This window comes from Enterobacter sp. J49 (assembly GCF_002148625.1).
In the GTDB taxonomy this organism is placed as follows: Bacteria; Pseudomonadota; Gammaproteobacteria; order Enterobacterales; family Enterobacteriaceae; genus Enterobacter; species Enterobacter ludwigii.
In genome coordinates this window covers 148,781-174,278 of record NZ_MWPY01000028.1, presented here as the reverse complement: position 1 = coordinate 174,278, position 25,498 = coordinate 148,781, and the positions used below count along the sequence as shown (strand labels likewise).

Genomic DNA, 25,498 nt, shown 5'->3' with positions numbered 1-25,498 from the left:
CCGCTTTGCGGTTAATTGAAATGGAAAAAGTATGAAGAACTGGAAAACGCTGCTGCTCGGTGTCGCTATGGTTGCGAATACCAGCTTCGCGGCCCCCCAGGTTGTTGATAAGGTCGCCGCTGTGGTTAACAACGGCGTCGTGCTCGAAAGCGACGTTGACGGTTTGATGAAATCTGTGAAGCTCAATTCGGGTGAAGCAGGTCAGCAACTTCCGGATGACGCTACCCTGCGCCACCAGATCCTGGAACGTCTGATCATGGATCAGATTGTCCTGCAAATGGGTCAGAAAATGGGTGTGAAGGTCACTGACGAGCAGCTCGATCAGGCCATTGCTAACATCGCGAAACAGAACAACATGAGCCTGGACCAGATGCGCAGCCGTCTGGCCTATGATGGCATCAGCTATGCAACGTACCGTAATCAGATCCGTAAAGAGATGCTGATTTCGGAAGTACGTAACAATGAAGTCCGTCGTCGCGTCACGATCCTGCCTCAGGAAGTGGACGCGCTGGCAAAACAGGTGGGTAACCAGAACGACGCCAGCACCGAACTGAACCTGAGCCACATTCTGATCCCGCTGCCAGAGAACCCAACCTCCGACCAGGCTGCGGAAGCTGAAAGCCAGGCGCGTTCGATTGTCGAGCAGGCACGTAACGGCGGTGACTTTGGCAAACTGGCCATCACCTACTCCGCTGACCAACAGGCGCTGAAAGGCGGCCAGATGGGCTGGGGACGTATCCAGGAGCTGCCTTCCATCTTTGCCCAGGCGCTGAGCACGGCGAAGAAAGGTGACATCGTGGGTCCCATTCGTTCAGGCGTGGGCTTCCACATCCTGAAAGTGAACGATCTGCGCGGTCAGAGTCAGAACATTTCGGTTACCGAAGTTCACGCTCGCCATATTCTCCTCAAGCCGTCACCTATCATGACTGACGATCAGGCGCGCGTGAAACTGCAACAGATTGCTGCAGACATCAAGAGCGGAAAAACCTCGTTTGCGAATGCCGCGAAAGAGTTCTCTCAGGATCCCGGCTCTGCTAATCAGGGCGGCGATCTGGGCTGGGCGGCCGCGGATATCTACGATCCTGCGTTCCGTGACGCACTGATGAAGCTGAACAAAGGCCAGATGAGCGCCCCGGTGCACTCCTCCTTCGGCTGGCATCTGATCGAACTGTTGGATACCCGCAATGTTGATAAAACGGACGCGGCGCAGAAAGACAGAGCCTACCGCATGCTGTTTAACCGTAAGTTCTCTGAAGAAGCAGCAACCTGGATGCAGGAACAACGCGCCAGCGCTTATGTGAAAGTACTGAGCAACTAATGAAACAGCATCGTGTTGTGATCACTCCCGGCGAACCTGCCGGGATTGGGCCTGACCTCGTTGTCCAGCTCGCCCAGCGCAGCTGGCCGGTGGAACTGGTTGTCTGCGCTGATGCAACACTGTTACAAGACCGGGCAACGCTGCTCGGTCTGCCTTTAACGCTCATCCCCTACGTTGAAGGCCAGCAGCCTGCACCACAGCAAGCCGGCACGCTTACGCTTCTTCCTGTTCCACTTCGTACTCCCGTCATCCCGGGTCAGCTCAGTACCGAAAACGGCCACTATGTTGTAGAGACGCTGGCGCGTGCCTGCGACGGTTGCCTGAAGGGCGAATTTGCCGCCCTGATCACCGGTCCCGTGCACAAAGGCGTTATCAACGAGGCGGGGATACCGTTTACCGGGCACACGGAGTTCTTTGAAGAGCGCTCGCACAGCCCGAAAGTGGTCATGATGCTGGCGACAGAAGCAATGCGCGTTGCCCTCGTGACGACCCATTTGCCCATCAGGGCCATTCCGGATGCCATTACTCCGTCTCTTTTACGGGAGATCATCGGGATCCTGCATCACGACCTGCAAACCAAATTCGGCATCAAACAGCCGCATGTGCTGGTCTGCGGCCTGAACCCGCACGCCGGTGAAGGCGGGCATATGGGTACCGAAGAGATCGACACCATTATTCCGGTGCTTGAAGAAATGCGGGCAAAAGGGATGAACTTAAGCGGGCCGTTGCCTGCCGATACCCTTTTCCAGCCAAAATACCTGGATAATGCGGACGCCGTGCTCGCGATGTACCACGATCAAGGCCTGCCCGTGCTAAAATACCAGGGCTTTGGCCGCGGGGTGAATATCACCCTCGGTTTACCTTTTATTCGAACGTCCGTTGACCACGGTACTGCGCTGGATCTGGCAGGCCAGGGGAAAGCGGATGTCGGCAGTTTTATTACGGCGCTTAATCTCGCCATCAAAATGATTGTTAATACTCAATGACTAATCGAGTCCATCAGGGCCACTTAGCCCGAAAACGCTTCGGGCAAAACTTCCTCAACGATCAGTTCGTGATCGACAGTATCGTGTCTGCCATTAATCCGCAGAAAGGTCAGGCTATGGTCGAAATCGGCCCGGGTCTTGCCGCTCTGACTGAACCCGTAGGCGAACGCCTGGACGAACTGACCGTTATCGAACTCGATCGCGATCTCGCCGCACGCCTGCAAACTCATCCGTTCCTGGGGCCAAAGCTGACGATTTATCAGCAGGATGCCATGACCATGAACTTTGGTGAGCTGTCGGAAAAAATGGGCCAACCGCTGCGCGTGTTCGGTAACCTGCCGTACAACATTTCCACACCGCTAATGTTCCACCTGTTTAGCTATACTGATGCCATTGCCGACATGCACTTCATGTTGCAAAAAGAGGTGGTTAACCGCCTGGTTGCAGGGCCGAACAGTAAAGCGTATGGTCGTTTGAGCGTGATGGCGCAATATTTCTGCAACGTGATCCCGGTGCTCGAAGTACCGCCAACCGCCTTTACGCCGCCACCAAAAGTGGACTCTGCGGTAGTGCGTCTTGTACCGCATAAAATAATGCCGTACCCGGTGAAAGACCTGCGCGTGCTGAGCCGCATTACTACTGAAGCCTTTAACCAGCGCCGTAAAACGATCCGTAACAGCCTGGGCAATCTGTTTACCGTTGAAGTGCTGACTGAGTTGGGTATTGACCCGGCAATGCGTGCAGAAAATATTTCCGTAGAACAGTACTGCAAGCTGGCTAATTACATCAGCGAAAATGCGCCGCCGAAGGAGAGTTAAGCCATGATTGATTCGCCCCGCGTATGTGTCCATGTACAAAGCGTTTATGTTGAATCCCAGTCTTCACCGGATGAAGAACGTTTTGTCTTCGCTTACACCGTGACCATTCGCAATCTGGGGCGGATGCCTGTGCAACTGCTTGGGCGCTACTGGCTTATCACCAACGGCAACGGCCGCGAAATCGAAGTTCAGGGTGAAGGTGTGGTTGGTGAACAGCCCCACATCGACCCTGGCGAAGAGTATCAATATACCAGCGGTGCCGTGATCGAAACGCCGCTGGGTACCATGCAGGGCCATTACGAAATGGTCGACGTCGATGGCAATGTGTTCCGCGTTGCTATTCCTGTGTTCCGTCTCGCCGTTACAACACTCATTCATTAATCTAATGTCTACATATCTGATTGGCGACGTTCACGGTTGCTACGATGAACTGATCGCATTGTTAAAACAGGTCGACTTTACGCCTGGACAAGATACGCTCTGGCTGACGGGCGATTTAGTGGCGCGTGGCCCTGGCTCGCTGGACGTTCTACGCTTCGTCAAATCACTGGGCGACAGCGTGCGCATGGTACTGGGCAACCACGATCTGCATTTGCTGGCCGTCTTTGCCGGGATCAGTCGCAACAAACCCAAAGATCGTCTCTCGCCTTTGCTGGATGCCCCGGACGCGGATGTTCTCATCAACTGGCTACGCCGCCAGCCGCTGCTGCAGATCGATGAAGAGAAAAAACTGGTCATGGCGCATGCCGGGATCACCCCTCAGTGGGATCTTGAGACGGCGAAAACCTGTGCGCGTGACGTTGAAGCGGTGCTGGCAAGCGACTCGTATCCTTTCTTCCTCGACGCGATGTACGGCGATATGCCGAATCACTGGAGCGAAGATCTTAGCGGTCTGGCCCGCCTGCGCTTTATTACGAACGCTTTCACCCGCATGCGTTTTTGCTTCCCGAACGGGCAGCTGGATATGTATTGCAAAGAGACACCGGAAAGCGCACCTGCGCCTCTTAAACCGTGGTTTGCCATTCCCGGTCCGGTGACCAACGCCTATAACGTGGTGTTTGGCCACTGGGCGTCGCTTGAAGGAAAAGGCACACCGGAGGGGATCTACGGTCTCGATACCGGCTGCTGCTGGGGTGGAGAGTTAACCTGCTTGCGCTGGGAAGATAAAACGTACTTTGTTCAGCCATCCAACCGACAGCTGGACTTAGGGGAAGACGAGGCCGTTGCCTCCTGATGAGGATTTCCCTCCCCCGGACGGGAGAGGGACATTCACTTAGCGACGTTCCAGAATTTCGAAGCAGTAGCTGTGGGAGTTCTGCGCATCCGCGTCGTGGAATTCACTGAAGACAGATTCCCACTCATCAGGATCGTAGTCCGGGAAATGCGTATCCCCTTCCACTTCCGCATCAATGTGGGTCAGATACAGCTTCTGTGCTTTCGGCAGGAACTGTTCGTACACACGCCCACCACCAATCACCATGATCTCCTCGGCATTACCGCATGCGGCAATGGCCTCGTCTACGGACTTCACCCATTCGACGCGATCGTCAGTGCCAGGCTGGCTACTGATAACGATATTTTTACGGCCCGGTAATGGACGACCAATCGACTCCCAGGTCAGGCGGCCCATCACTACCGGCTTGTTTAACGTAGTACGTTTAAACCATGCGAGATCGGCAGGCAGGTTCCACGGCATGGCATTTTCCATACCGATAACACGGTCCACCGCCAGCGCTGCAATCAGACTGATCATTGAAAATTTCCCGGATGCAAAAAATTGCCGCCACTATACGGAAAGCTTAATCTTTCGTCGACTGGCGGCTGAGTAAAGATAGAGAAATTTTTTAATATTGCTGGCAACTCCACTTCACGCGGAAGGTTTACTCTCCGGTTCGTCCGCCGGATCGCCGGTATGCTTGCCCTCTTCCGTGCCCTGCCAGCCGTGACGCTGGATAAGCGACAGGTGATTGCGGTCCTCGTTAATGATTTCCGTCAGCATCGCGCTGGTGCGTTTAAACACCGCTGCACGCTCGGTGGCCGTGCTGCCCGCCATCGCCGCCATCTCTTCCACCATCTCGGTATTAAAGCGGCGGAAAAGGTCCGCACGCTCACGTGCTTCATAGGCCCCTAGCCCCAGATTTTCCAGCGCCATCCGGCCAGACTTGAGCGCACCTTCGAACGTTTCACGCTCTGGCGCCTCCACCCCTGCCTGACGCAGCCGGATGTAGTGATCCACATCGCGGGCGCGGGAGATAATGGTCAGCTCGGGGAAGTGCTCCTTGACCAGCTCCACCATCTGCATGCTGGTCTCCGGATCGTCGATCGCGTTAATCAACACTTCGGCTTTCGCCGCCCCGGCGGACTCCAGCAGATCGACACGCGTTGCATCCCCGTAAAACACTTTCATGTCGAATTTCCGCAGGGTCTCAACATGGTCGGGATCGTGGTCGAGGATCACCATTTTGACCCCGCTCGACAACAGCAAACGGCCCACGATCTGCCCGAAGCGACCAAACCCGGCGATGATCACCCGTGGCTGCTCCTCGTCGATCTCGTCGGCTTCGCGTTCTTGCTCGCTCCCCGTTTTTTCCAGACGCGCCAGCACCACCAGCAGAACAGGCGTTGCGGCCATCGACAGTGCGACGGCAAGCGTCAGCGCTTTCGCCCACTCAGCATCCAGTACGTTGGCCATCTGCGCCGCGCCAAAGACCACGAATGCAAACTCACTCCCCTGCCCCAGCAGTACGGCAAACCAACGACGCTGCTTGTTAGGCACCGTTAATGGACGCGCTATCAGCCACAACATGCCCATCTTAATGACCAGGAAACCGACCAGCAGGATGAGGATCCGCAGCGGATGCGTTACCAGCGTGCCAAAGTCGATAGACATCCCCACGCCGATGAAAAACAGCCCCAGCAATAATCCCTTAAACGGCTCGATATCACTTTCCAGCGCATGGCGATATTCAGAACTGGCCAGCAGCACCCCTGCCAGGAACGCCCCCATAGCCATCGATAAGCCGGCTTCCTCGAGCAGCAGACCAAAGCCAAACACCAGGAACAGCGCAACGGCACTGAAAACTTCACGCAGGCCGGAGCGAGCGACAAAGCGCAGCAACGGACGGGTCACGTAGCGGCCAAGCAGAATAACCAGCGCCAGGGCACCAACCACTTTCAGCGCGGAAAGCGCAAAAGCCCCCATGGTCGTTGAAGCACCGCTTGCGGCCAGCAGCGGGATCATCGCCACCAGCGGGATGGCGGCAATATCCTGGAACAGCAGCACCGAAAACGCGCTGCGCCCCATCTGAGAGACCGTCAGGTTACGCTCGTTCATTGCCTGCATGGCAATGGCCGTAGAGGAGAGTGCCAGCGTCAGGCCGATGAGAGTCGCGACTTTCCAGTCCATGCCCAGCAGGATACAGAACCCACCCAGCAGCAGACCACAGGCCACCATCTGCAACGCTCCCCCACCAAATACCGAAGCGCGCAGTTTCCATAACCGCCGGGGATCCAGCTCCAGGCCAATTACAAACAGCATCAGCACGACGCCGATCTCAGCGAAATGGAGAATCGCCTCGGCATCGGTCACCAGACGGAAGCCCCACGGTCCAATGACACAGCCGGCAATCAGGTAGCCCAGCACCGAACCCAGCCCCAGACGTACCGCCACGGGTACAATCAGCGCAGCCGCGCCGAGGTAAATCAGCGCCTGTATCAGCGTATGGCTATCCATTGTTCGCCTCCTGCCACTCAAGTAACCGTTGTTTATAATGGCGTGCCTGCGCCTGCAACGTCTCATCATCGCAAACGAACGTACAGTGCATCGCAAAAGGAGGGAGCCAGTTCAGCCCACAATAGAGCGCCGTCGCCTGCAGCGGCTGTGACAGCACCTCAAAGCCCGGGAAAGCACCAATATCGAAGTGGCTTTCTCCCCCGCCGGTGGTCACGGCCCACATCAGGCTTTTACCTTTAAGCGCGTGACCGTTGTGGCCATACGCCCAGCCGTGGGAAAAGACTTTATCGATCCACAGTTTGAGGAGCGGAGGGGTGCTGTACCATTGCATCGGATGCTGCCAGATAATTAAATCGGCACGAGAGAGCGCCTCCTGTTCGGCGGCGATATCGATATTAAAATCGGGATAAAGTTGATAGAGGGAACGTATCTCTACGTTATCAAGCGTCCTTACCTGCTCAAGCATCCGTTTATTTGCATGCGAGTGATGCGGATACGGATGTGCGTAAATTATCAGAATCATTAATTAGCCTGTTGTTTTACTGCCTTCTTTTACCAAAAGAGTGTAGTCAGTAATTCAACAGGCTAATAGTGAATATTATTGACGGGCTAACGTCAGAAATCTGAACTAGTTATCCAGTTCGCCCATGGATTTCACCTGGTCACGGTTGATCTGTTCAGTTTGACCCGTTTCGGCGTTTTTATAGGAAACCAGACCGGTGTCATCATCGACCTGCGGCTTACCGTCAGTCACTATCGTACGGCCATCCGTGGTTTTTACTGCCTGATTAGATGAACAGCCCGCAACGGTAAACATGGCGGTGGCAGCCAGAACGGATGCAATCAGTAGTTTATTTTGCATGGTGTTTTCCCCTGCTCTCAGTTGAATTTCGTTATCGACCTAACCATTTTAGGCTAACTGACTGAATGCGGTTGGAAAACCAGAAGGTTCTGAAGGTGGGAATAATACCCGGCAGCGAATACTGCCGGGTATGTTGGCTTACTTGTTAATCTGAGCGTGCATTTCCTGAACGGAAATCACCTTCTCGGTGGCATCAGCGTTCAGTGCCATCGCGGTGGCGAAACCACCGTTCAGGGTGGTGTCGTAATGCACTTTGTACTGCAGCGCGCTGCGGCGAATCAGCTTGGAGTCTTCAATCGCCTGACGACCTGCGGTGGTGTTAATGATGTAGGTGTATTCGCCATTCTTGATGCGATCCTGAATGTGCGGACGACCTTCATGCACCTTGTTCACCAGACGCGGATTAATGCCCGCTTCACCCAGCACAATGGCCGTGCCGTGGGTTGCATCCAGCTCGAAGCCCTGTTTCAGCAGCTTAGCCGCCAGGTCAACCACGCGCTCTTTATCGCCTTCGCGAACAGAGAGCAGCGCACGGCCAGATTTTTTCATGGTGGAGTTACTGCCTAACTGCGCCTTCGCAAACGCTTCTGCGAAGGTGCGGCCCACGCCCATCACTTCCCCGGTAGAACGCATTTCTGGCCCTAACAGCGGGTCGACGCCCGGGAATTTGTTGAACGGCAGTACCACTTCTTTCACCGAGTAGTACGGTGGGATAATTTCTTTCGTCACGCCCTGCTGTGCCAGCGTCTGGCCCGCCATCACGCGCGCCGCCACTTTCGCCAGCGGAACACCGGTAGCTTTAGAGACGAACGGTACGGTACGTGCTGCACGCGGGTTCACTTCAATCAGGTAGACTTCGTTGTCTTTGACAGCGAACTGGACGTTCATCAGACCGCGAACCTGCAGTTCGAAGGCCAGCTTCTGCACCTGCTGGCGCATCACGTCCTGAATTTCCTGGCTCAGGGTGTACGCTGGCAGGGAACATGCGGAGTCACCGGAGTGAACGCCTGCCTGTTCGATGTGCTCCATGATACCGCCAATCAGCACCATTTCGCCGTCACAGATGGCATCCACATCCACTTCAACGGCATCGTCGAGGAAGCGGTCGAGCAGAACCGGCGCATCGTTGGACACGCTCACTGCCGTCTGGAAGTAACGACGCAGATCAGCTTCGTCGTAGACGATTTCCATCGCGCGGCCGCCCAGCACGTACGAAGGACGTACCACCAGCGGGTAGCCAATCTCTTTCGCCTTCTCAACAGCCATCTCGATAGCGGTGACGGTGGCATTGGCCGGCTGTTTCAGCTTCAGACGGTCAACCGCCTGCTGGAAACGTTCACGGTCTTCTGCACGGTCGATTGCATCCGGGCTGGTACCGATTACCGGCACACCAGCGGCTTCCAGCGCGCGCGCCAGTTTCAGTGGGGTCTGGCCACCGTATTGCACGATTACGCCTTTAGGCTTCTCGATACGCACGATTTCCAGCACATCTTCCAGCGTTACCGGCTCAAAGTAGAGGCGGTCGGAGGTATCGTAGTCGGTCGACACGGTTTCCGGGTTACAGTTGACCATGATGGTCTCGTAACCGTCTTCGCGCAGTGCCAGGGAGGCATGAACGCAGCAGTAGTCAAACTCGATGCCCTGGCCGATACGGTTAGGACCGCCGCCCAGCACCATAATCTTGTCGCGGTCGACGGACGGATTCGCTTCACACTCATCTTCATACGTGGAGTACATGTAAGCGGTGTCGGTCGCGAACTCCGCTGCACAGGTATCCACGCGTTTGTAGACCGGGTGCAGGTCATACTGGTCACGCAGCTTGCGGATTTCCGCTTCACGTACGCCCGCCAGTTTGGCCAGACGCGCATCGGCGAAGCCTTTACGCTTCAGTACGCGCAGGAAGTCAGCGTCCAGGCCATTAATGCCCAGGTCCGCGACTCTTTCTTCCAGACGTACCAGCTCTTCAATCTGCACCAGGAACCAGCGGTCGATGTTGGTCAGGTTGAACACGCCATCAACAGAGAGGCCCGCACGGAACGCATCGGCGATGTACCAGATACGCTCTGCGCCTGCGTCTTTCAGCTCGCGGCGAATTTTGGTCAGCGCTTCAGGGTCTTCCAGGCTCACTTTCGGGTCAAAACCCGTGGCCCCCACTTCCAGGCCGCGCAGCGCTTTCTGCAGGGATTCCTGCTGAGTACGCCCAATCGCCATCACTTCGCCAACAGATTTCATCTGTGTGGTCAGACGGTCGTTTGCGCCGGCGAACTTCTCGAAGTTAAAGCGAGGGATCTTGGTCACAACGTAGTCGATGGACGGCTCGAAGGACGCTGGAGTGCGGCCACCGGTGATGTCGTTCATCAGCTCATCGAGGGTATATCCTACCGCCAGTTTCGCGGCCACTTTCGCAATCGGGAAGCCGGTGGCTTTCGAGGCCAGCGCGGAGGAGCGAGAAACACGCGGGTTCATTTCGATAACAATCAGGCGACCGTTTTTCGGGTTCACCGCAAACTGAACGTTAGAGCCACCCGTTTCTACGCCGATTTCACGCAGTACCGCCATCGAGGCGTTACGCATGATTTGATACTCTTTGTCGGTCAGCGTCTGGGCTGGCGCTACGGTGATGGAGTCGCCGGTGTGGATACCCATCGCATCGAAGTTTTCGATGGAGCAGACGATGATGCAGTTGTCGTTTTTATCACGCACCACTTCCATCTCGTACTCTTTCCAGCCAATCAGCGATTCATCAATCAGCAGCTCTTTGGTGGGGGAGAGATCCAGACCGCGTTCACAAATCTCTTCGAACTCTTCGCGGTTGTAGGCGATACCGCCGCCGGTGCCACCCATGGTGAAGGATGGACGGATGATGCACGGATAACCAACGTCAGCCGCAACAGCCAGCGCTTCTTCCATGGTATGTGCGATACCGGAACGCGCGGTGTCGAGGCCGATTTTCTTCATCGCCACGTCGAAGCGACGACGGTCTTCAGCTTTATCAATGGCGTCGGCTGTCGCACCAATCATGGTCACGCCGAACTCTTCCAGCACGCCCTGACGCTCCAGCTCCAGCGCGCAGTTCAGCGCCGTCTGGCCGCCCATGGTAGGCAGAACCGCGTCCGGACGCTCTTTTTCGATGATTTTGCGTACCACTTCCCAGTGAATCGGCTCGATGTAGGTTGCATCTGCCATTTCCGGGTCGGTCATGATGGTGGCCGGGTTAGAGTTCACCAGGATAACGCGGTAACCCTCTTCGCGCAGGGCTTTACACGCCTGGGCACCGGAGTAGTCGAATTCGCAGGCCTGGCCGATCACAATCGGGCCAGCGCCAAGGATCAGGATGCTTTTTATGTCTGTACGTTTTGGCATGGTCTTCTCGGCTCCTGATTATTTAGCGGTCTTACGGTATTGCTCAATAAGTTCGATGAAGTGATCGAACAGCGGCGCGGCATCGTGCGGGCCCGGGCTGGCTTCAGGGTGACCCTGGAAGCTGAACGCTGGTTTATCGGTACGATGAATCCCCTGCAGGGTGCCATCGAACAGAGACTTGTGGGTCACGCGCAGGTTAGCCGGCATTGACGCCTCATCCACTGCGAAGCCGTGGTTCTGTGCCGTAATCATTACCGTGTTGTTATCGATATCTTTCACCGGGTGGTTCCCACCGTGGTGACCGAACTTCATCTTCACGGTGTTAGCACCGCTCGCCAGCGCCAGCAGCTGATGACCCAGACAGATGCCGAATACCGGGATATCGGTTTCCAGGAAGGATTTGATGGCGTCGATAGCGTAATCGCACGGTGCCGGGTCGCCAGGACCGTTGGACAGGAAGATACCGTCCGGATTCATCTTCAGTACCTCTTCAGCAGAGGTTTTCGCCGGGACGACCGTCAGGCGGCAGCCGCGGTCGACCAGCATACGCAGGATGTTGCGCTTGGCACCAAAATCGTACGCCACTACGTGGAATGGCAGGTCGCTCTCTTTTTTCGCTTCCGGCAGGTCTCCCGCCAGCGTCCAGCTTCCCTGCGTCCAGCTGTAGGCTTCTGCTGTGGTCACTTCTTTCGCCAGGTCCATGCCGTTCAGACCCGGGAAAGCTTTCGCTTTTTCCAGCGCCAGGGCTGCATCGAGGTTATCTCCTGCGATGATACAACCGTTTTGTGCACCCTTCTCGCGCAGCAGACGCGTCAGCTTACGGGTATCGATATCAGCAATCGCCACGATGTTATGGCGCTTCAGGTAGGAAGAGAGGTCCTCGGTATTGCGGTAGTTGCTGGCAATCAGCGGCAGGTCGCGAATGACCAGGCCTTGCGCATGTACCTGAGAGGATTCTTCGTCAGCAGCATTGGTGCCGACATTGCCGATATGAGGATAAGTAAGAGTAACGATTTGGCGAGAATAGGAAGGATCAGTGAGGATTTCTTGATAACCGGTCATTGAAGTATTGAAAACGACTTCCCCAACCGCCGAACCCGTTGCCCCTATGGCCCGACCGATAAACTGGGTTCCGTCTTCCAGAACCAATAGCGCTGACTTAATCAAAACACCCTCCAGAGAATATTCACTCACTTTATTTGCATATTAATTCATAACCGCGTCATGAATCAATGCAAATGTGTTGCCAGCGGATTTTTGGCAAACGGCGGCATTCTGGGGATTTGGTGGCTAAAAGTCAACTTAAAACGGAGATTTGTCATATTCTTTTGCGAGCCTGAGAGAGCCAGGAGAGCTTAAGCGGCAAAAAGATCAGGTAAATCACTGCGGGAAACGCTTGCGCGGCAAGTTTAATGGGAAAGACCGCTTCGTGGCATCAAAAAGTGGACCAGACGGTCAAAATTTACATTCAGATAACACAAAACACGTGGAAGAGATGAATTTTAGTGTGCAAATTAATAAAATTACTATGAAACACATAAAATAAAAGGGCAATAAAATATTGCCCTATGCAATCAAAGCATTACGACTGCAATAACCACATCACGATGGGTAATAACGGTTACAAATTATTGAGATCAAGCACATCTCGCATATCAAAAAGACCATTTCCCTTGCCTTTTAACCACAAGGCGGAGCGTACAGCGCCATTTGCAAACGTCATCCGGCTGGATGCCTTATGCGTAATCTCGACGCGTTCCCCAATATCGGCGAACATCGCCGTATGTTCGCCGACGATATCGCCCGCGCGGACGGTAGCAAAACCAATCGTGCCGGGAACACGTTCACCGGTGTGCCCTTCACGGGTGTAGACCGCGCAGTCTTTCAAATCTTTATCCAGTGCATGAGCAATCGCTTCCCCCATCGCCAGCGCCGTACCGGATGGCGCGTCGACTTTATAACGATGGTGCGCTTCAACAATCTCAATGTCGGTATAACTGCCCATGACCTTCGCTGCCTTCTCCAGCAGCTTCAGCATGACGTTCACCCCCACGCTAAAGTTTGCGGCGAAGACAATCGCAATCTCGTGTGAGGCATCCTGAATGGCCTGCTTCCCGGCATCATCAAAACCGGTGGTGCCGATCACCATTCCTTTACCGTGCTGACGGCAAAATGCCAGATGCGTGAGCGTGCCTTCCGGACGGGTAAAATCGATGAACACATCAAAGTCATCTTTTACCGCCTCCAGGCTGCTCTGCACGGTAACGCCTGTCTTACCCGCGCCCGCCAGCTCACCCGCGTCAGCGCCAAGCAACGATGAGCCGTCACGCTCCAGCGCCGCGCCCAGTGCCACGCCATCCATCTGTAGTGCCGCCTGAATCAGCTGGCGACCCATACGTCCACCCGCGCCCGCAATGGCGACACGGATCTGTGCATCATGCATAGTTATTCTCTTACGTTAAAATGATGTAAACCGTTTTCAGATTAACCAGCCTTTGCAGATGCTGCCAACTGAAAACGACGATAATTAGAATTTAATGATAAACAGGAAGAAATATCAGCAAAAGGCATAATCTTCAGCGAAAACCGCACGATTCGCGGACCACCAGCGCGGGCGGTAAAATAATGCGTTTCGCCGGCTCCCGGTTCCCCTGTATCCGGCTGAAAAGCAGCTCGCCGGCCTTACGCCCTATCTCCTTCGCGGCAACGGAGACGGTAGTCAGTGCAGGCTGTACCAGCCCGGCCTCGGTAATATCGTCAAAGCCCACCAGGGCAAAATGACGTCCCGGCTCGCGTCCCATTTTGCGTAAACACTGCATAACGCCAAGGGCAACAATGTCCTGGTAACACACTGCCGCGGTAATCTGCGGATGGTTCATCAACAACGCTTCCGCCACGCGCGCGCCATCACTCTGGCTTGCCTGTGAGGTGACGATCCATTCGGGATTCGGCGTCACACCATACTCCAGTAATTTACTGGTAAATCCGCCGATACGCTGAGCGCGAGACCCCGAATTCAGGCTACCGCCGATAAAGGCAATCTGACGATGCCCCATCCTCAGAAGATGCTCTGTCGCCATTTGCGTGCCAAGGAAGTTATCGGTTCCCACAAAATCAAAGTCCGGATCGTTTAGCGGTCGCACGACCATAATTGCCGGAATATTGCGTCGCTTAAGACCATCGAAAAAGGCCTGCGGGGTTTCTCGCGCGGCACACAGCACCATGCCACAGACGTTGTTACGCATCAGCGAATCCACAAACTTTTGCTGTCGCTCGGACGACTCTTCGCTGTTTGCCAGAAACAGCAGAAGGTCGTGGCGTTCCATCTCATGGCTTAGACCTGCCGTCATTTCGCCATAAAAAGGGTTCGTGATGTCATGCAACAGGAGCCCCACCTGATTACTGCTGCGGTTTCGCAGGTTGGCTGCCGTCTGATTGTAAACATAGCCCGATTCATCCAGCGCCTGAAGTACGCGCTCCCGGGTCCGTTGCGAGATCCGCCCTTTATTACACAGCACCATTGATACGGTGGCGGTTGAAACCCCGGCGCGTTTTGCCACATCAGCCAGCGTGATACCCGTCATGATCGCTCCTTGTCGTTCACATCAGATTAATCGAATAACCTCAATTTTGCACTTTTGCGCGTGAGCCTCTTCACATAATGGCCGCCTTTTCGCCACTTATCGCCAGAACTGGCGGGTTAATCGCGTTAATCACCCTTCCCAAACAAGGTTAATCGAATAACCTTAAGCAACGAAGACGGAGAGAAAAGATGGCAACTTACGATAAATTCCCGGAAGTCGCAGTAGAGGGGTATGACGATTGTGCCTGGCAGGGCTGGGACGCGATTGTGCGCGAGCTTACCCACAGAGCGGGTCAATATACACGAATCGTGCTGGTCATTGACTGCTACCCCGGCGTCAGGCTGGAGGAACTGGAGACAAAACTGCTGCCAGCATTGGGAGCCACGCTGACGCTCAATGCCGAACAGATTCGTCTCGACGAACATGCTTTAAGCGGGTTGCTGGCCCGACATCTCACTGACGACCGCGTCTTCGGCGTGCTCTCCTGTCACCAGCTCGAGGAATTCATCGACCCGGTGAAACGCGAGGCGTTGCAGGCGCAGGTCGAACGGTGCCGCGAAGGGATAATCGTTATTTACGGGCCGGGTGCCGCGCTGGTTACTGCAGGCGATATTCTGGTCTACGCCGATTTACCGCGCTGGGAGATCCAGCAGCGCATGCGCAGCGGTGAACTGGCTAACTGGGGCGCGGCTAACCAACACGAGGATATTCTGCGTCGCTATAAACGCGCCTTTTTCATCGAGTGGCGCGTATTCGATCGTCACAAAACCCCGCTGCTACGGCGTACTGATTATCTCCTGGATACCACCCAGGCGGATAATCCGGCGATGGTCGGCGGCGATGCGCTGCGCGCCGGGTTGCAACACACCACCCAACGTCCTTTTCGTGTAGTGCCCTTTTTCGACCCCGGCGTCTGGGGCGGACAATGGATGAAACAGAAATTCGATCTCGATCCCTCTGCGCCTAACTACGCATGGTGTTTTGACTGCGTGCCCGAGGAAAACAGCCTGTTGCTTCGTTACGGCGCGGTGCGGATCGAGATCCCCTCTCAGGATTTGGTGCTGCTGCATCCCCGGGCGCTGCTGGGTGAAAAAGTGCATGCCCGTTTTGGTGCGGAATTTCCCATCCGCTTTGATCTGCTAGATACCCTCGGCGGGCAGAACCTGAGTTTTCAGGTGCATCCGACCACGGAGTACATACAGCAGCATTTTGGTATGCATTACACCCAGGATGAGAGTTATTACATCCTTGAGGCAGAGCCAGGGGCTCAGGTGTATCTGGGGACCCGAACGGGTACCCGGCCCGAAGAGATGATGGACGACCTCAGACGGGCCAGCCGCGGTGAAAAGCCGTTCGACGACGCCCGCTTCGTCAATCATCTTGCGGCGAACAAACACGATCATTTTTTGATCCCCGCCGGTACGGTTCACTGTTCTGGAGCAGGAACCGTGGTACTTGAGATCAGCGCCACGCCTTACATTTTCACCTTCAAGCTCTGGGACTGGGGACGACTGGGAATGGATGGGCAGCCCCGCCCGGTTCATCTGGCACATGGCGAAAAGGTGATCGACTGGCAACGCGATACGCAGTGGATAGAACAGCATCTTGTGAATCAGTGTGAACCCCTCGGCGAAGGCACCGGCTGGCGCGAAGAGCGGACCGGGCTTCACGAGCGTGAATTCATCGAAACGCGTCGCCACTGGTTCATTGAACCGGTGACGCACTCCCCCCACGGAGGCGTGAATGTCCTTAATCTTGTTGAAGGTGAAGAGGCGACGGTAGACAGCCCCGGCGGCGCATTCGCCCCGTTCGTCGTGCACTACGCAGAAACGTTTATCGTCCCCGCTGACGCAGGCGAATACCGTATTTCTCCGTCAGGGCCGAGCTGCGGTAAATCCATTGCCACCATTAAAGCCTGGGTAAGAGGTTAACCATGATTCACATTATTGTGGCGACACACGGCCCGCTGGCCACCGCCCTGCTGGAAAGCGGAAAAATGGTGTATGGCGATCTTCCTCATCGACAGGCGGTATGTCTGAATGCACAGGCTGGCATAGCGGGGTTTCGCCGTGATTTCGCTGCGGCATACCACCGCGCAGGTGCGGGCGCAGACGGCATCGTCGTCCTGTGCGATATGCAGAGCGGAACACCGTGGAATGTGGCCTGCGAATACGCGTTTAATCCCCAGACGCATCCACCGGTCGCCGTGGTGGCGGGAGTCAACTTCCCCATGCTCTTGCTCACCGACGACATTCTGATGGCCCGGGATGTCCATGCCGCCGCCGCGCAGCTCATCGAATTAACGCAGCCCACCCTGGTTCAGGCAAAACGGGTGGAATCCGCCCAGAACGACGATTTCTAAGGAGCTTATATGAGCATTTCGTTTGTACGTATTGACGACCGGGTGATCCACGGGCAGCTCGTCACGCGCTGGGCCAAAGAGCTGCCCTGTGATGGCATCGTGGCAATTGACGATGCCGTCGCGGCCGATCCGCTGCTCTCGTCGGTAATGAAAGGCGCGGTGTCAGATACCAGAGTGTGGCTGTTCGATACCCTGACCGCCATCGAAAAGCTGCCGAAAGTGATTGCCAGCGATAAGCGCTACTTCGTGATTGGCAAATCGCCTGTCACCCTGCAACGCCTTGAACAGGCAGGCATAAGCCTGAAGAACGGCAATGGCAAAATTAACGTCGGGCCAATGAGTGCCCGCGCCAACACCACCACCATTGGCCCTAATCAGTCCGTAACGCCAGAGGAGGCAGCAGCCTTTGACTGGCTGACTGAACAGGGACATGCCATCGAGTTTCGTCTGGTGCCCGATGCCAGTTTTTACAGCTGGCAGGACGCCCGGCAAAAACTGAAATAAGGAGCGCATGATGATTTTCGAAGCTTCTCTCATCGGTCTGCTTTGCTATCTCGGTGCACTCAGTAGTCCCTGGCTGTTTGGCCTGACGGGCGGCTGGTATCTCATCTCCCGCCCGCTGGTTTCGGGGATGCTGGTGGGCCTGATTCTGGGCGACGTTAAAACCGGGATCATGATTGGTGTGGCGGTGCAGGCCGTTTATATCGCGATGGTCACCCCCGGCGGTTCAATGCCTGCCGACCTCAATTTTGTCGCTTATCCTGCTATCGCGCTGGGGATTCTGTCGGGCAAAGGGCCAGAGGTGGCCGTGGCGCTGGCGGCGACCATTGGCATTGCCGGAACGATACTGTTTAACGCCATGATGGTATTGAACTCGTTCTGGAACCACCGCGCCGACGTGGCGCTTGAGCGCGGGGATGAGCGCGGAATTTATCTTAACAGCGCGGTCTGGCCGCAGGTGATGAACTTTGTTCTGCGCTTTGTGCCGACGTTTATCGCCGTCTATTTTGGCGCGCAGTACATCAGCGAGTTTATGGACAGTCTGCCCGGCATCGTGCTTTCGACCATGAACGTGCTGGGGGGCATCTTACCGGCCGTTGGGATCGCCATCCTGCTTAAGCAGATCATCAAAAGCTACAGCATGCTGATCTACTTCCTGGTGGGCTTCATATGCATTGTGTTCCTGAAGCTCAACATGGTGGCGCTGGTGATTGTGGGCGCCCTGCTGGCGTTAATTCATTACAACTACAAGCCGGAAGCGCCGCAGGCTGTCACGCCGGGTAGGCCCGCCGACGATGAGGATGAATTCTGATGGAAGACCGTAAACTGACCCGAAAAGATCTGCGCCGCTGCTGGCGAGCGTGGATGATGCATAACCTCTCTTCGATGAGCTTCGAGCGTCTGGAATCGTTCGGCTTCTGTCTGAGCATGTTACCGGTCGCCAAAAAACTCTACCCGGATGCCGCCCAGCGCACCGAGATGCTGCGCCGCCACGCCTCGTTTTACAACACGGAGCCGCAGATCGGTGCCATCGTAAACGGTATGGCGCTTGGGCTGGAAGAGAAAAAAGCCAACGGCGAGCCCATTGATGGCGAAACGATCAATACCCTGAAGGTGGGGCTGATGGGACCAATCGCGGGGATTGGTGACTCAATGATCCCCGGCATGCTGATCCCCATTTTGCTGAGCATCGGTATGGCACTTGCCGCCGGAGGAAATGTTCTTGGCCCGTTGTTCTACACCGTCGCCTGGCTGGCCATCATTATCCCGGGATCCTGGTTTCTGTTTCTGAAAGGCTACCAGATGGGCTCAGGATCGGTCGAGATGCTGGTGAGCAGCAAGTCAACGCGACTGCGCGAAGCTTTGTCTCTGCTGGGTGTATTTGTGATGGGCGGCGTGGCGGCAAGCTACGTTAAGCTGGGCACCGAGCTGGAATTTATCACCCGTGACGGGGTTAACATCCATGTTCAGCAGATGCTTGACGGTATCTTTCCGCAGCTATTACCGCTTCTGGTGGTTCTGGGCACCTGGTATCTGATGGCAAAACGTGGCGTCTCCCCGGTCAGGGCCATGATTGTGTTGCTTGCGCTGGCGGCGCTGGGCGTCGCATCAGGTCTGTTTGCCGGATAAGACAGCCGGGGCAATGCCCCGGTTTTTTATGGGTGGAAGTTATGCCACAGTTCAGCCACTTTATCCGGGCGAGAGATAAACTGAAAGCGAGCAGGATCGGCAATAAACTGCGTATAGACAGGCTCATCCGTCAGGCCGAATTCGCTGTAGCGACGCGGTGTGATCATCTGTAGCCGCCCCGGCAGATAATGCGTGTTGTGCTGCCAGATGATATGGCTCCCCTGCAGCAGCGGATACCAGGCCAGTCCTTTACGCGCCCGCACAGCATCATATTCAAAACCATATTCCCTGTCGCACCACGCACCGAAGGTCAGTGGTTCATCCGGCGAGGCAGAGATAGTGGCATGCCCCCAGCCAGGCGGAACCAGCACCTTTTCGCCCGGCCCGGCCAGTACGGCGAAACAGCGCCCGGGATCGTCCGCAACATACTCCTGCATATAGATAATGGCGCGCCCCTGCCAGATTTCATACAGCTCGGGCGGAGACCAGCCGCTGTGACTGCTTTTACGGTGAACATGCCCCTGGCTGCGGATCGGCTCTTCACCCAGCGTTCCCGTCGCGTAGGTCACGACCCCAAACAGCAGCATGCGTTTTTTCAGCTCCTGCCGGTCTGCCAGACGGGCGACATCCATCGCGATAGCATAAACGTCTTCCGGCCCTGAGCAGTCAGGATCCCGTAACGACGCGCGGATCTCATCAAGCGTACGGATCTCTGGCATCGGGCCAGTGACGTCCTCACCGTAGCTGAACCCCAGCGGGTGCCGGGTGATGGTCATGTCCAGCCCAAAGTTATTCATTCTGAACCTCCCAGCCACCGTCAGTGGCCAATACCCGCACGGCAAAACCGTGGGGTAACGCGGCATAGTCGTGTCCGGCGACGGCGGGCCAGACCGCGAGTGAAGAGAGCGTGGTCTCACCGGTATTGATTAAACGGTGGGCGGTAAAAGGCGCAATAATATGGACGGATCCCGGCATCACGCACTCCAGACGGGTTTCGCCGGATGTCGTCTGGAGTAAAAGCAGGCCACGTCCCCGCAGGCCAAAATAGACTTCGCCCTGTTCACGACGTTGATGAAAATGGCCGCGGGTCATAAAAAATTCCCGGCCAATTTTACCTGCATGTAAATGGGTAACGCCGACAAACAACGCCCCTTCCTGTGCAGGCGATTCCAGCATTTCGACGTCATACACCGTCTGATGCGGATCGCATTGTGCCCAGGCGTCTCGATCGGCAAACAAACCATTGAGATCGGCAAGGCGTGTGGATTTAAGAATAAGTGCGCCGCGGGCAAGTGTACCACTGGCCCAGGCCACCAGAGGCGGCAGGATAATATCTGAAGTCATCGTCTTCTCCGGCCCGAGGAGAACAACCCGCCCAGCATAACAATTTAAACGATTAACCTGCGCATCAAAGACGCAATGTGTCAGGTGAATCACAGTTAATCAGCAATAAAAATGCCGGCCACTGACGTGGCCGGCATTCGGGTCATGCGCGAGGAAACTTACTCGACTTCGCGTGCGTCGATACGCAGCTCTTTCGGGACCTCGAAAACAATATTCTCTTCGCGTCCTTCCAGCGGGACCGCTTCGCCGCCGCCCAGTTCCTGCAGACGGGAAATCACGTTCTGCACCAGGATATCCGGAGCCGAGGCGCCTGCGGTTACCCCGACACAGGCCACGTTTTTCACCCACGCTTCCTGGATATCGCTGGAATCATCAATCAGATAGGCCGCTTTCCCCATTCGCTGCGCAAGTTCAGCCAGACGGTTGGAGTTAGAGGAATTTTTCGAACCGACAACCAGCACCACGTCCGCCTGTTCAGCAAGAGCACGCACCGCTTCCTGACGATTGGTGGTGGCGTAGCAAATGTCGTCCTTACGCGGGCCGACGATTTTCGGGAAGCGCTGGCGCAGGGCGTCAATCACGTCCGACGTATCGTCAACGGAGAGCGTCGTCTGGGTCATAAACGAGAGACGCGTTTCATTTTTGACGTTCAGCGTAAACACATCTTCCGGCGACTCCACCAGGTACATCCCCCCTTCCGGGTTGCTGTACTGGCCCATGGTACCTTCGACTTCCGGGTGGCCGGCATGGCCAATCAGGATCGACTCTTCACCACGACGGCTGGCGCGCGCCACTTCCATGTGCACTTTGGTCACTAATGGGCAGGTGGCGTCGAAAACGGTCAGATCGCGGCTTTTCGCTTCGTTACGCACCGCCTGAGAAACCCCGTGCGCGGAGAAAATCAGGATTGCGCCGTCAGGCACTTCGCTGATCTGCTCAATGAAAATCGCGCCACGCTCGCGCAGGCTGTCGACGACATAACGGTTATGCACCACTTCGTGACGCACATAAATCGGCGCGCCGTAAATCTCGAGCGCGTTTTCAACAATGCTGATAGCGCGGTCTACACCGGCGCAAAAGCCGCGCGGGTTAGCCAACAGGATCTGCATTTCAGGCCTCCAGTACCGGATCGATCTCCAGCACTTCAATATCAAAATGGACGGTGCGCCCGGCAAGCGGATGGTTGAAGTCAACGGTGATGGAGTCACCATTGATTTCGCGGATCACGCCAGGCATTTCGCTGCCATCCATAGCGGTAAAGAGCATGATCGCCCCGATTTCCGGCTCACCTGCATCCATAAACTCGCGGCGCGAGAAGTACTGAACAAGGTCCGGGCTTGGCACGCCAAACGCGGCATCTGGCTCCAGCGAAAATGCCTTTTTCTCGCCTTCTTTCAGGCCAAGCAGCTGTTGCTCAAGACCTTCAGACAGGGAGGTGTCGCCGAGACGAAACAGGGCGGGTTTGCCGTTATTGCGGGTGGATTCAGCCGTGGAGCCATCATCCAGTTTCAGCGTGAAATGAACGAGAACCGCGCTGTTGCTCTGTACGGATTTAGACATGCAAATTGCTCGCTTGTTTTGACCCACCGGTGAGAGACGGGAGGCCAGACATTCTGTAGGCCGGGGGCGCATGCGCCACCCGGCATTTACATTTAAGCCTGTTTCTTCGCGGCCGCGTTCGGCAAGAAGCCTTCCAGCACGATTAACGCCGCGCCGATGCAAATTGCGCTGTCGGCGAGGTTAAAAGTCGCGAAGTGCCAGTCGCCGACATAGAAGTCGATCATATCGACCACAAAGCCGTGCCACAGGCGATCAAACAGGTTGCCCAGCGCGCCACCGATAATCAGCGCATAGGCGATGTTATTTAGCTTTTGTGTTGCCTTCGAACGGTACATCAGCAGCGATAGCACCACACAGATACCGATAGCGATACCTGCAAAGAACCAGCGCTGCCAGCCACCGCTGTCAGCAAGGAAACTAAACGCCGCACCGTAGTTACGTGCGTAATGCAGGTTAAGCGACGGGAACAGCGACACCGTCTCCCCCAGAGCAAAATTCTGGAGGATCAGGAACTTGCTACCCAGATCGATAATCAGCACTACCACCACCAGCCACAGCCAGCGCAGTCCTGTTGAACAGAGAGTTTTACTCATCAGGCAAACTTACGTTTCTCGCCGTCACCGGCGACGTTGCTGACACAGCGTCCGCAGATATCTGCGTGTTCCGCCACCTGGCCGACATCAGTGGTGTAATGCCAGCAACGCGGGCATTTATCACCTTCGGCTTTGCTCAATGCGACTTTCAGTCCTTTGAGCAGTTCGCTCTGCTGTGCATCAGCAAACGCCTGGGCATAATCCGCAACTTTCGCACCGGAGGTCAACAGGACAAATCGTAATTCATCGCCCAGCGCCGTCAGTTTCGCCGCCAGCTCTGGCTCGGCGTACAGGGTAACTGCCGCTTCCAGCGAGCCGCCGACTTTCTTGTCAGCACGCGCCTGCTCGATAACCTTGTTCACTTCGCCACGCACTTTCAGCAGATCGTCCCAGAAGGCATCGTTCATCGCTTCGGTGCTGGAGAGATCGAACAGACCTTCATACCACTCGCCGGTGAAAACATACTTCTCACGGTCGCCTGGCAGGTAACCCCAGATTTCATCTGCGGTGAAGGACATGATCGGTGCCATCCAGCGAACCAGCGCTTCTGCGATGTGGAACAGCGCAGTCTGGCAGCTACGACGCGCCACGCTGTCCGCTTTCGCGGTGTACTGGCGGTCTTTGATGATGTCGAGGTAGAACGAGCCCATCTCGATGGAGCAGAAGCGCATCAGGCGCTGCACCACTTCGTGGAAATCGTAAGATTCGTAAGCCTTCAGGATATCTTCCTGTGCCGCCTTCGCGCAGCCTACTGCCCAGCGATCCAGCACCACCATCTCTTCCGGTTTCACCATATCCTTTACCGGATCGAACCCGTTCAGGTTCGCCAGCAGGAAGCGCGCGGTATTACGGATACGACGATAGCTGTCGGCAGCACGTTTCAGGATCTCGTCCGACACCGCCATTTCGCCGGTATAGTCGGTAGAAGCAACCCACAGACGCAGAATGTCCGCGCCCAGTTTGTTCATCACGTCCTGCGGAGAGACGGTGTTACCGATCGATTTAGACATCTTACGGCCCTGACCATCCACGGTGAAACCGTGGGTCAGCACCTGGCGATACGGTGCTTTACCTTTCATGGCGGTGGAAATCATCAGCGATGACATGAACCAGCCGCGGTGTTGGTCAGAACCTTCCAGATACATATCTGCCGCGTGGCCGGCAAATTCCGGACGCACGTCAACAACAGACGCGTGCGTTGAACCGGAGTCAAACCACACGTCCAGGGTATCAGGCACTTTCTCGTAGTTGTCTGCATCAGCGCCCAGGATGTCGCGGGAATCGAGATCCCACCATGCCTGAATGCCGTCAACTTCAACACGCTTCGCGACTTCTTCCATCAGCGCCAGGGTGTTCGGGTGCAGTTCCTGTGTCTCTTTGTGCACGAACAGAGACATTGGCACGCCCCAGGTACGCTGACGGGAGATACACCAGTCAGGACGGTTAGCGACCATGGATTCGATACGCGCCTGACCCCAGTCCGGGATCCACTGCACGCCTTTGATCTCTTTCAGGGACTGCTCGCGCAGGCCTTTCTGATCCATGCTGATGAACCACTGTGGGGTCGCACGGAAGATGATCGGAGATTTGTGACGCCAGCAGCACGGATAGCTGTGCTGCATTTTCTCAACGTGCAGCAGCGCGCCGCTGGTGCGCAGCATGTCAACGATGATGTCGTTCGCTTTGAAGACGTTGATACCGTCCAGCGCCGGGTAGGTGCCTGGCAGGTAAGAACCGTCAGGACCCACCGGGTTAGCGATTTCAAGACCGTATTTCAGGCTGATGCTGTAGTCGTCAGGACCGTGGCCACCGGCGGTATGTACCGCACCGGTACCCGCATCCAGCGTCACGTGATCGCCCAGAATCGCCGGCACATCGAAGTCCAGGAACGGGTGTTTGAAGCGCATCAGCTCCAGCGCGTCACCTTTCACGGTGCCCAGCACGGTGTAGTCGGCGATGTTCGCGCGTTTCAGCACGCTTTCGACCAGATCTTTCGCCAGGATCAGCGCCTGACCGTCAACCTGCACCAGCGCGTACTCGAACTCACCGGACAGGGAGATCGCGCGGTTTGCTGGCAGCGTCCACGGGGTGGTGGTCCAGATAACCAGCGAGATGGGGCCGTTGACAGAGGTCACGCCAAATTTGGCTTTCACCGCCTCCTGATCGACCGCGTGGAAGGCCACGTCGATAGACGGAGAGGTTTTGTCGTAATACTCCACTTCCGCTTCTGCCAGCGCAGAACGGCAGTCCACGCACCAGTGCACCGGCTTCGCGCCTTTGTGCAGATGGCCGTTACCGATGATTTTACCCAGCGCACGGATGATGTTGGCTTCGGTTTTGAAGTCCATGGTCAGGTACGGACGTGACCAGTCACCCAGCACGCCCAGGCGGATAAAGTCCTGACGCTGACCGTCAACCTGCGTGGCCGCGTATTCGCGACATTTTGCGCGGAATTCTGCCGCGGTGAACTTCTCACCCGGCTTACCAAACTCTTGCTCAACTTTCAGTTCAATTGGCAGACCATGGCAGTCCCAGCCCGGAACGTAAGGCGAGTCATATCCCGCGAGGCCTTTGGACTTCACGATAATGTCTTTCAGAATCTTGTTTACAGAGTGACCAATATGAATGCTGCCATTCGCATATGGAGGGCCATCATGCAGAATGAAGGTTTTTTTGCCTTTTTTGGCTGCACGGATGATGCCGTACAGGTCATCATCGGTCCAACGCGCCAGCATTCCCGGTTCGCGCTTGGCGAGATCGCCGCGCATCGGGAACCCTGTTTCCGGCAAATTCAGGGTTGATTTATAGTCACTCATCAGATTCTCGGTTCCGTATTTTTCACGTA

Annotated in this window: 24 protein-coding genes; 10 read left to right on the top strand and 14 right to left on the bottom strand. The window is 55.9% G+C overall.

The annotated features are described in order from the left end of the window. Window positions 1–31: 31 nt before the first annotated feature. Genes surA through apaH form a run of 5 tightly spaced genes read left to right on the top strand, consistent with a single transcriptional unit; the run spans window position 32 to window position 4,356 of the window. On the top strand, window positions 32–1,318 hold the full coding sequence (gene surA / locus BJP35_RS08165; RefSeq protein WP_014168597.1) for a peptidylprolyl isomerase SurA: 1,287 nt from the start codon (window positions 32–34) through the stop codon (window positions 1,316–1,318). Continuing rightward, window positions 1,318–2,304, top strand: a complete 987-nt coding sequence (pdxA, locus tag BJP35_RS08160; RefSeq protein WP_020882559.1) for a 4-hydroxythreonine-4-phosphate dehydrogenase PdxA — start codon at window positions 1,318–1,320, stop codon at window positions 2,302–2,304. The genes surA and pdxA overlap by 1 nt, the downstream gene beginning before the upstream one ends. Then, complete coding sequence (gene rsmA, locus BJP35_RS08155) at window positions 2,301–3,122, top strand: 16S rRNA (adenine(1518)-N(6)/adenine(1519)-N(6))-dimethyltransferase RsmA (RefSeq protein WP_014168595.1); 822 nt, start codon at window positions 2,301–2,303, stop codon at window positions 3,120–3,122. The genes pdxA and rsmA overlap by 4 nt, the downstream gene beginning before the upstream one ends. A 3-nt stretch (window positions 3,123–3,125) precedes the next feature. Next, window positions 3,126–3,503: a Co2+/Mg2+ efflux protein ApaG gene (gene apaG / locus BJP35_RS08150; protein ID WP_014168594.1), complete on the top strand. Its 378-nt coding sequence runs from the start codon at window positions 3,126–3,128 to the stop codon at window positions 3,501–3,503. A 4-nt stretch (window positions 3,504–3,507) separates the two neighbouring features. Beyond that, window positions 3,508–4,356, top strand: coding sequence for a bis(5'-nucleosyl)-tetraphosphatase (symmetrical) ApaH (apaH, locus tag BJP35_RS08145; RefSeq protein ID WP_014168593.1), 849 nt, complete (start codon window positions 3,508–3,510; stop codon window positions 4,354–4,356). Window positions 4,357–4,395: 39 nt separating this feature from the next. Here apaH and folA read toward each other — a convergent pair whose 3' ends face one another. The 8 genes from folA to BJP35_RS08100 all read right to left on the bottom strand — a co-directional run bounded on the left by folA (window position 4,396) and on the right by BJP35_RS08100 (window position 14,664). Then, window positions 4,396–4,875 carry a type 3 dihydrofolate reductase gene (folA, locus tag BJP35_RS08140; RefSeq protein WP_008502023.1) on the bottom strand — a complete coding sequence of 160 codons (480 nt, stop codon included), beginning with the start codon at window positions 4,873–4,875 and terminating at the stop codon, window positions 4,396–4,398. A gap of 114 nt (window positions 4,876–4,989) precedes the next feature. Further along, window positions 4,990–6,855, bottom strand: a complete 1,866-nt coding sequence (gene kefC / locus BJP35_RS08130) for a glutathione-regulated potassium-efflux system protein KefC (protein ID WP_025205450.1) — start codon at window positions 6,853–6,855, stop codon at window positions 4,990–4,992. Then, window positions 6,848–7,378, bottom strand: a complete 531-nt coding sequence (kefF, locus tag BJP35_RS08125) for a glutathione-regulated potassium-efflux system oxidoreductase KefF (RefSeq protein ID WP_020882557.1) — start codon at window positions 7,376–7,378, stop codon at window positions 6,848–6,850. Before kefF ends, kefC begins: the two co-directional genes overlap by 8 nt. 105 nt (window positions 7,379–7,483) lie before the next feature. Next, entirely contained in the window at window positions 7,484–7,717 is a 234-nt protein-coding gene (locus tag BJP35_RS08120) for a YgdI/YgdR family lipoprotein (RefSeq protein ID WP_010427047.1), read from the bottom strand. Between the two features lie 138 nt (window positions 7,718–7,855). Further along, the gene (carB, locus tag BJP35_RS08115; protein WP_014168589.1) at window positions 7,856–11,080 is read right to left on the bottom strand and encodes a carbamoyl-phosphate synthase large subunit; all 3,225 of its coding nucleotides are present in this window, start codon (window positions 11,078–11,080) and stop codon (window positions 7,856–7,858) included. 18 nt (window positions 11,081–11,098) lie between these two features. Beyond that, complete coding sequence (gene carA / locus BJP35_RS08110; RefSeq protein WP_020882556.1) at window positions 11,099–12,247, bottom strand: glutamine-hydrolyzing carbamoyl-phosphate synthase small subunit; 1,149 nt, start codon at window positions 12,245–12,247, stop codon at window positions 11,099–11,101. Window positions 12,248–12,701: 454 nt separating this feature from the next. After that, window positions 12,702–13,523 (bottom strand): 4-hydroxy-tetrahydrodipicolinate reductase, encoded by an 822-nt coding sequence (gene dapB, locus BJP35_RS08105; RefSeq protein ID WP_047955034.1) that lies wholly within the window; start codon window positions 13,521–13,523, stop codon window positions 12,702–12,704. Between the two features lie 133 nt (window positions 13,524–13,656). Beyond that, a complete protein-coding gene (locus BJP35_RS08100) occupies window positions 13,657–14,664 on the bottom strand; it encodes a LacI family DNA-binding transcriptional regulator (RefSeq protein WP_020882554.1) in 1,008 nt (335 codons plus the stop codon). Window positions 14,665–14,852: 188 nt separating this feature from the next. Between BJP35_RS08100 and BJP35_RS08095 the strand changes: the two genes are divergently transcribed. Genes BJP35_RS08095 through BJP35_RS08075 form a run of 5 tightly spaced genes read left to right on the top strand, consistent with a single transcriptional unit; the run spans window position 14,853 to window position 19,156 of the window. After that, on the top strand, window positions 14,853–16,595 hold the full coding sequence (locus BJP35_RS08095) for a class I mannose-6-phosphate isomerase (RefSeq protein ID WP_063925660.1): 1,743 nt from the start codon (window positions 14,853–14,855) through the stop codon (window positions 16,593–16,595). A gap of 2 nt (window positions 16,596–16,597) precedes the next feature. Beyond that, a complete protein-coding gene (locus BJP35_RS08090; protein ID WP_025205457.1) occupies window positions 16,598–17,026 on the top strand; it encodes a PTS sugar transporter subunit IIA in 429 nt (142 codons plus the stop codon). Between the two features lie 9 nt (window positions 17,027–17,035). Next, window positions 17,036–17,530 carry a PTS sugar transporter subunit IIB gene (locus BJP35_RS08085; RefSeq protein ID WP_025205458.1) on the top strand — a complete coding sequence of 165 codons (495 nt, stop codon included), beginning with the start codon at window positions 17,036–17,038 and terminating at the stop codon, window positions 17,528–17,530. 10 nt (window positions 17,531–17,540) lie between these two features. Beyond that, entirely contained in the window at window positions 17,541–18,338 is a 798-nt protein-coding gene (locus BJP35_RS08080) for a PTS sugar transporter subunit IIC (protein ID WP_086463026.1), read from the top strand. Continuing rightward, the gene (locus BJP35_RS08075) at window positions 18,338–19,156 is read left to right on the top strand and encodes a PTS system mannose/fructose/sorbose family transporter subunit IID (RefSeq protein ID WP_086463025.1); all 819 of its coding nucleotides are present in this window, start codon (window positions 18,338–18,340) and stop codon (window positions 19,154–19,156) included. The genes BJP35_RS08080 and BJP35_RS08075 overlap by 1 nt, the downstream gene beginning before the upstream one ends. A 26-nt stretch (window positions 19,157–19,182) precedes the next feature. On the opposite strand, the gene BJP35_RS08070 is transcribed toward BJP35_RS08075, so the two are convergent. The 6 genes from BJP35_RS08070 to ileS all read right to left on the bottom strand — a co-directional run bounded on the left by BJP35_RS08070 (window position 19,183) and on the right by ileS (window position 25,469). Continuing rightward, window positions 19,183–19,953: a glucose-6-phosphate isomerase family protein gene (locus tag BJP35_RS08070; protein ID WP_063925662.1), complete on the bottom strand. Its 771-nt coding sequence runs from the start codon at window positions 19,951–19,953 to the stop codon at window positions 19,183–19,185. Then, window positions 19,946–20,500 (bottom strand): glucose-6-phosphate isomerase family protein, encoded by a 555-nt coding sequence (locus BJP35_RS08065; RefSeq protein WP_063925663.1) that lies wholly within the window; start codon window positions 20,498–20,500, stop codon window positions 19,946–19,948. The genes BJP35_RS08070 and BJP35_RS08065 overlap by 8 nt, the downstream gene beginning before the upstream one ends. A gap of 158 nt (window positions 20,501–20,658) precedes the next feature. Beyond that, window positions 20,659–21,609 carry a 4-hydroxy-3-methylbut-2-enyl diphosphate reductase gene (gene ispH / locus BJP35_RS08060; protein ID WP_020882547.1) on the bottom strand — a complete coding sequence of 317 codons (951 nt, stop codon included), beginning with the start codon at window positions 21,607–21,609 and terminating at the stop codon, window positions 20,659–20,661. A 1-nt stretch (window position 21,610) separates the two neighbouring features. Further along, window positions 21,611–22,060, bottom strand: coding sequence for an FKBP-type peptidyl-prolyl cis-trans isomerase (gene fkpB / locus BJP35_RS08055; protein WP_020882546.1), 450 nt, complete (start codon window positions 22,058–22,060; stop codon window positions 21,611–21,613). Between the two features lie 92 nt (window positions 22,061–22,152). Continuing rightward, window positions 22,153–22,653, bottom strand: coding sequence for a signal peptidase II (lspA, locus tag BJP35_RS08050; protein WP_020882545.1), 501 nt, complete (start codon window positions 22,651–22,653; stop codon window positions 22,153–22,155). After that, the gene (ileS, locus tag BJP35_RS08045; protein ID WP_063925664.1) at window positions 22,653–25,469 is read right to left on the bottom strand and encodes an isoleucine--tRNA ligase; all 2,817 of its coding nucleotides are present in this window, start codon (window positions 25,467–25,469) and stop codon (window positions 22,653–22,655) included. Before ileS ends, lspA begins: the two co-directional genes overlap by 1 nt. Window positions 25,470–25,498: the final 29 nt, after the last annotated feature.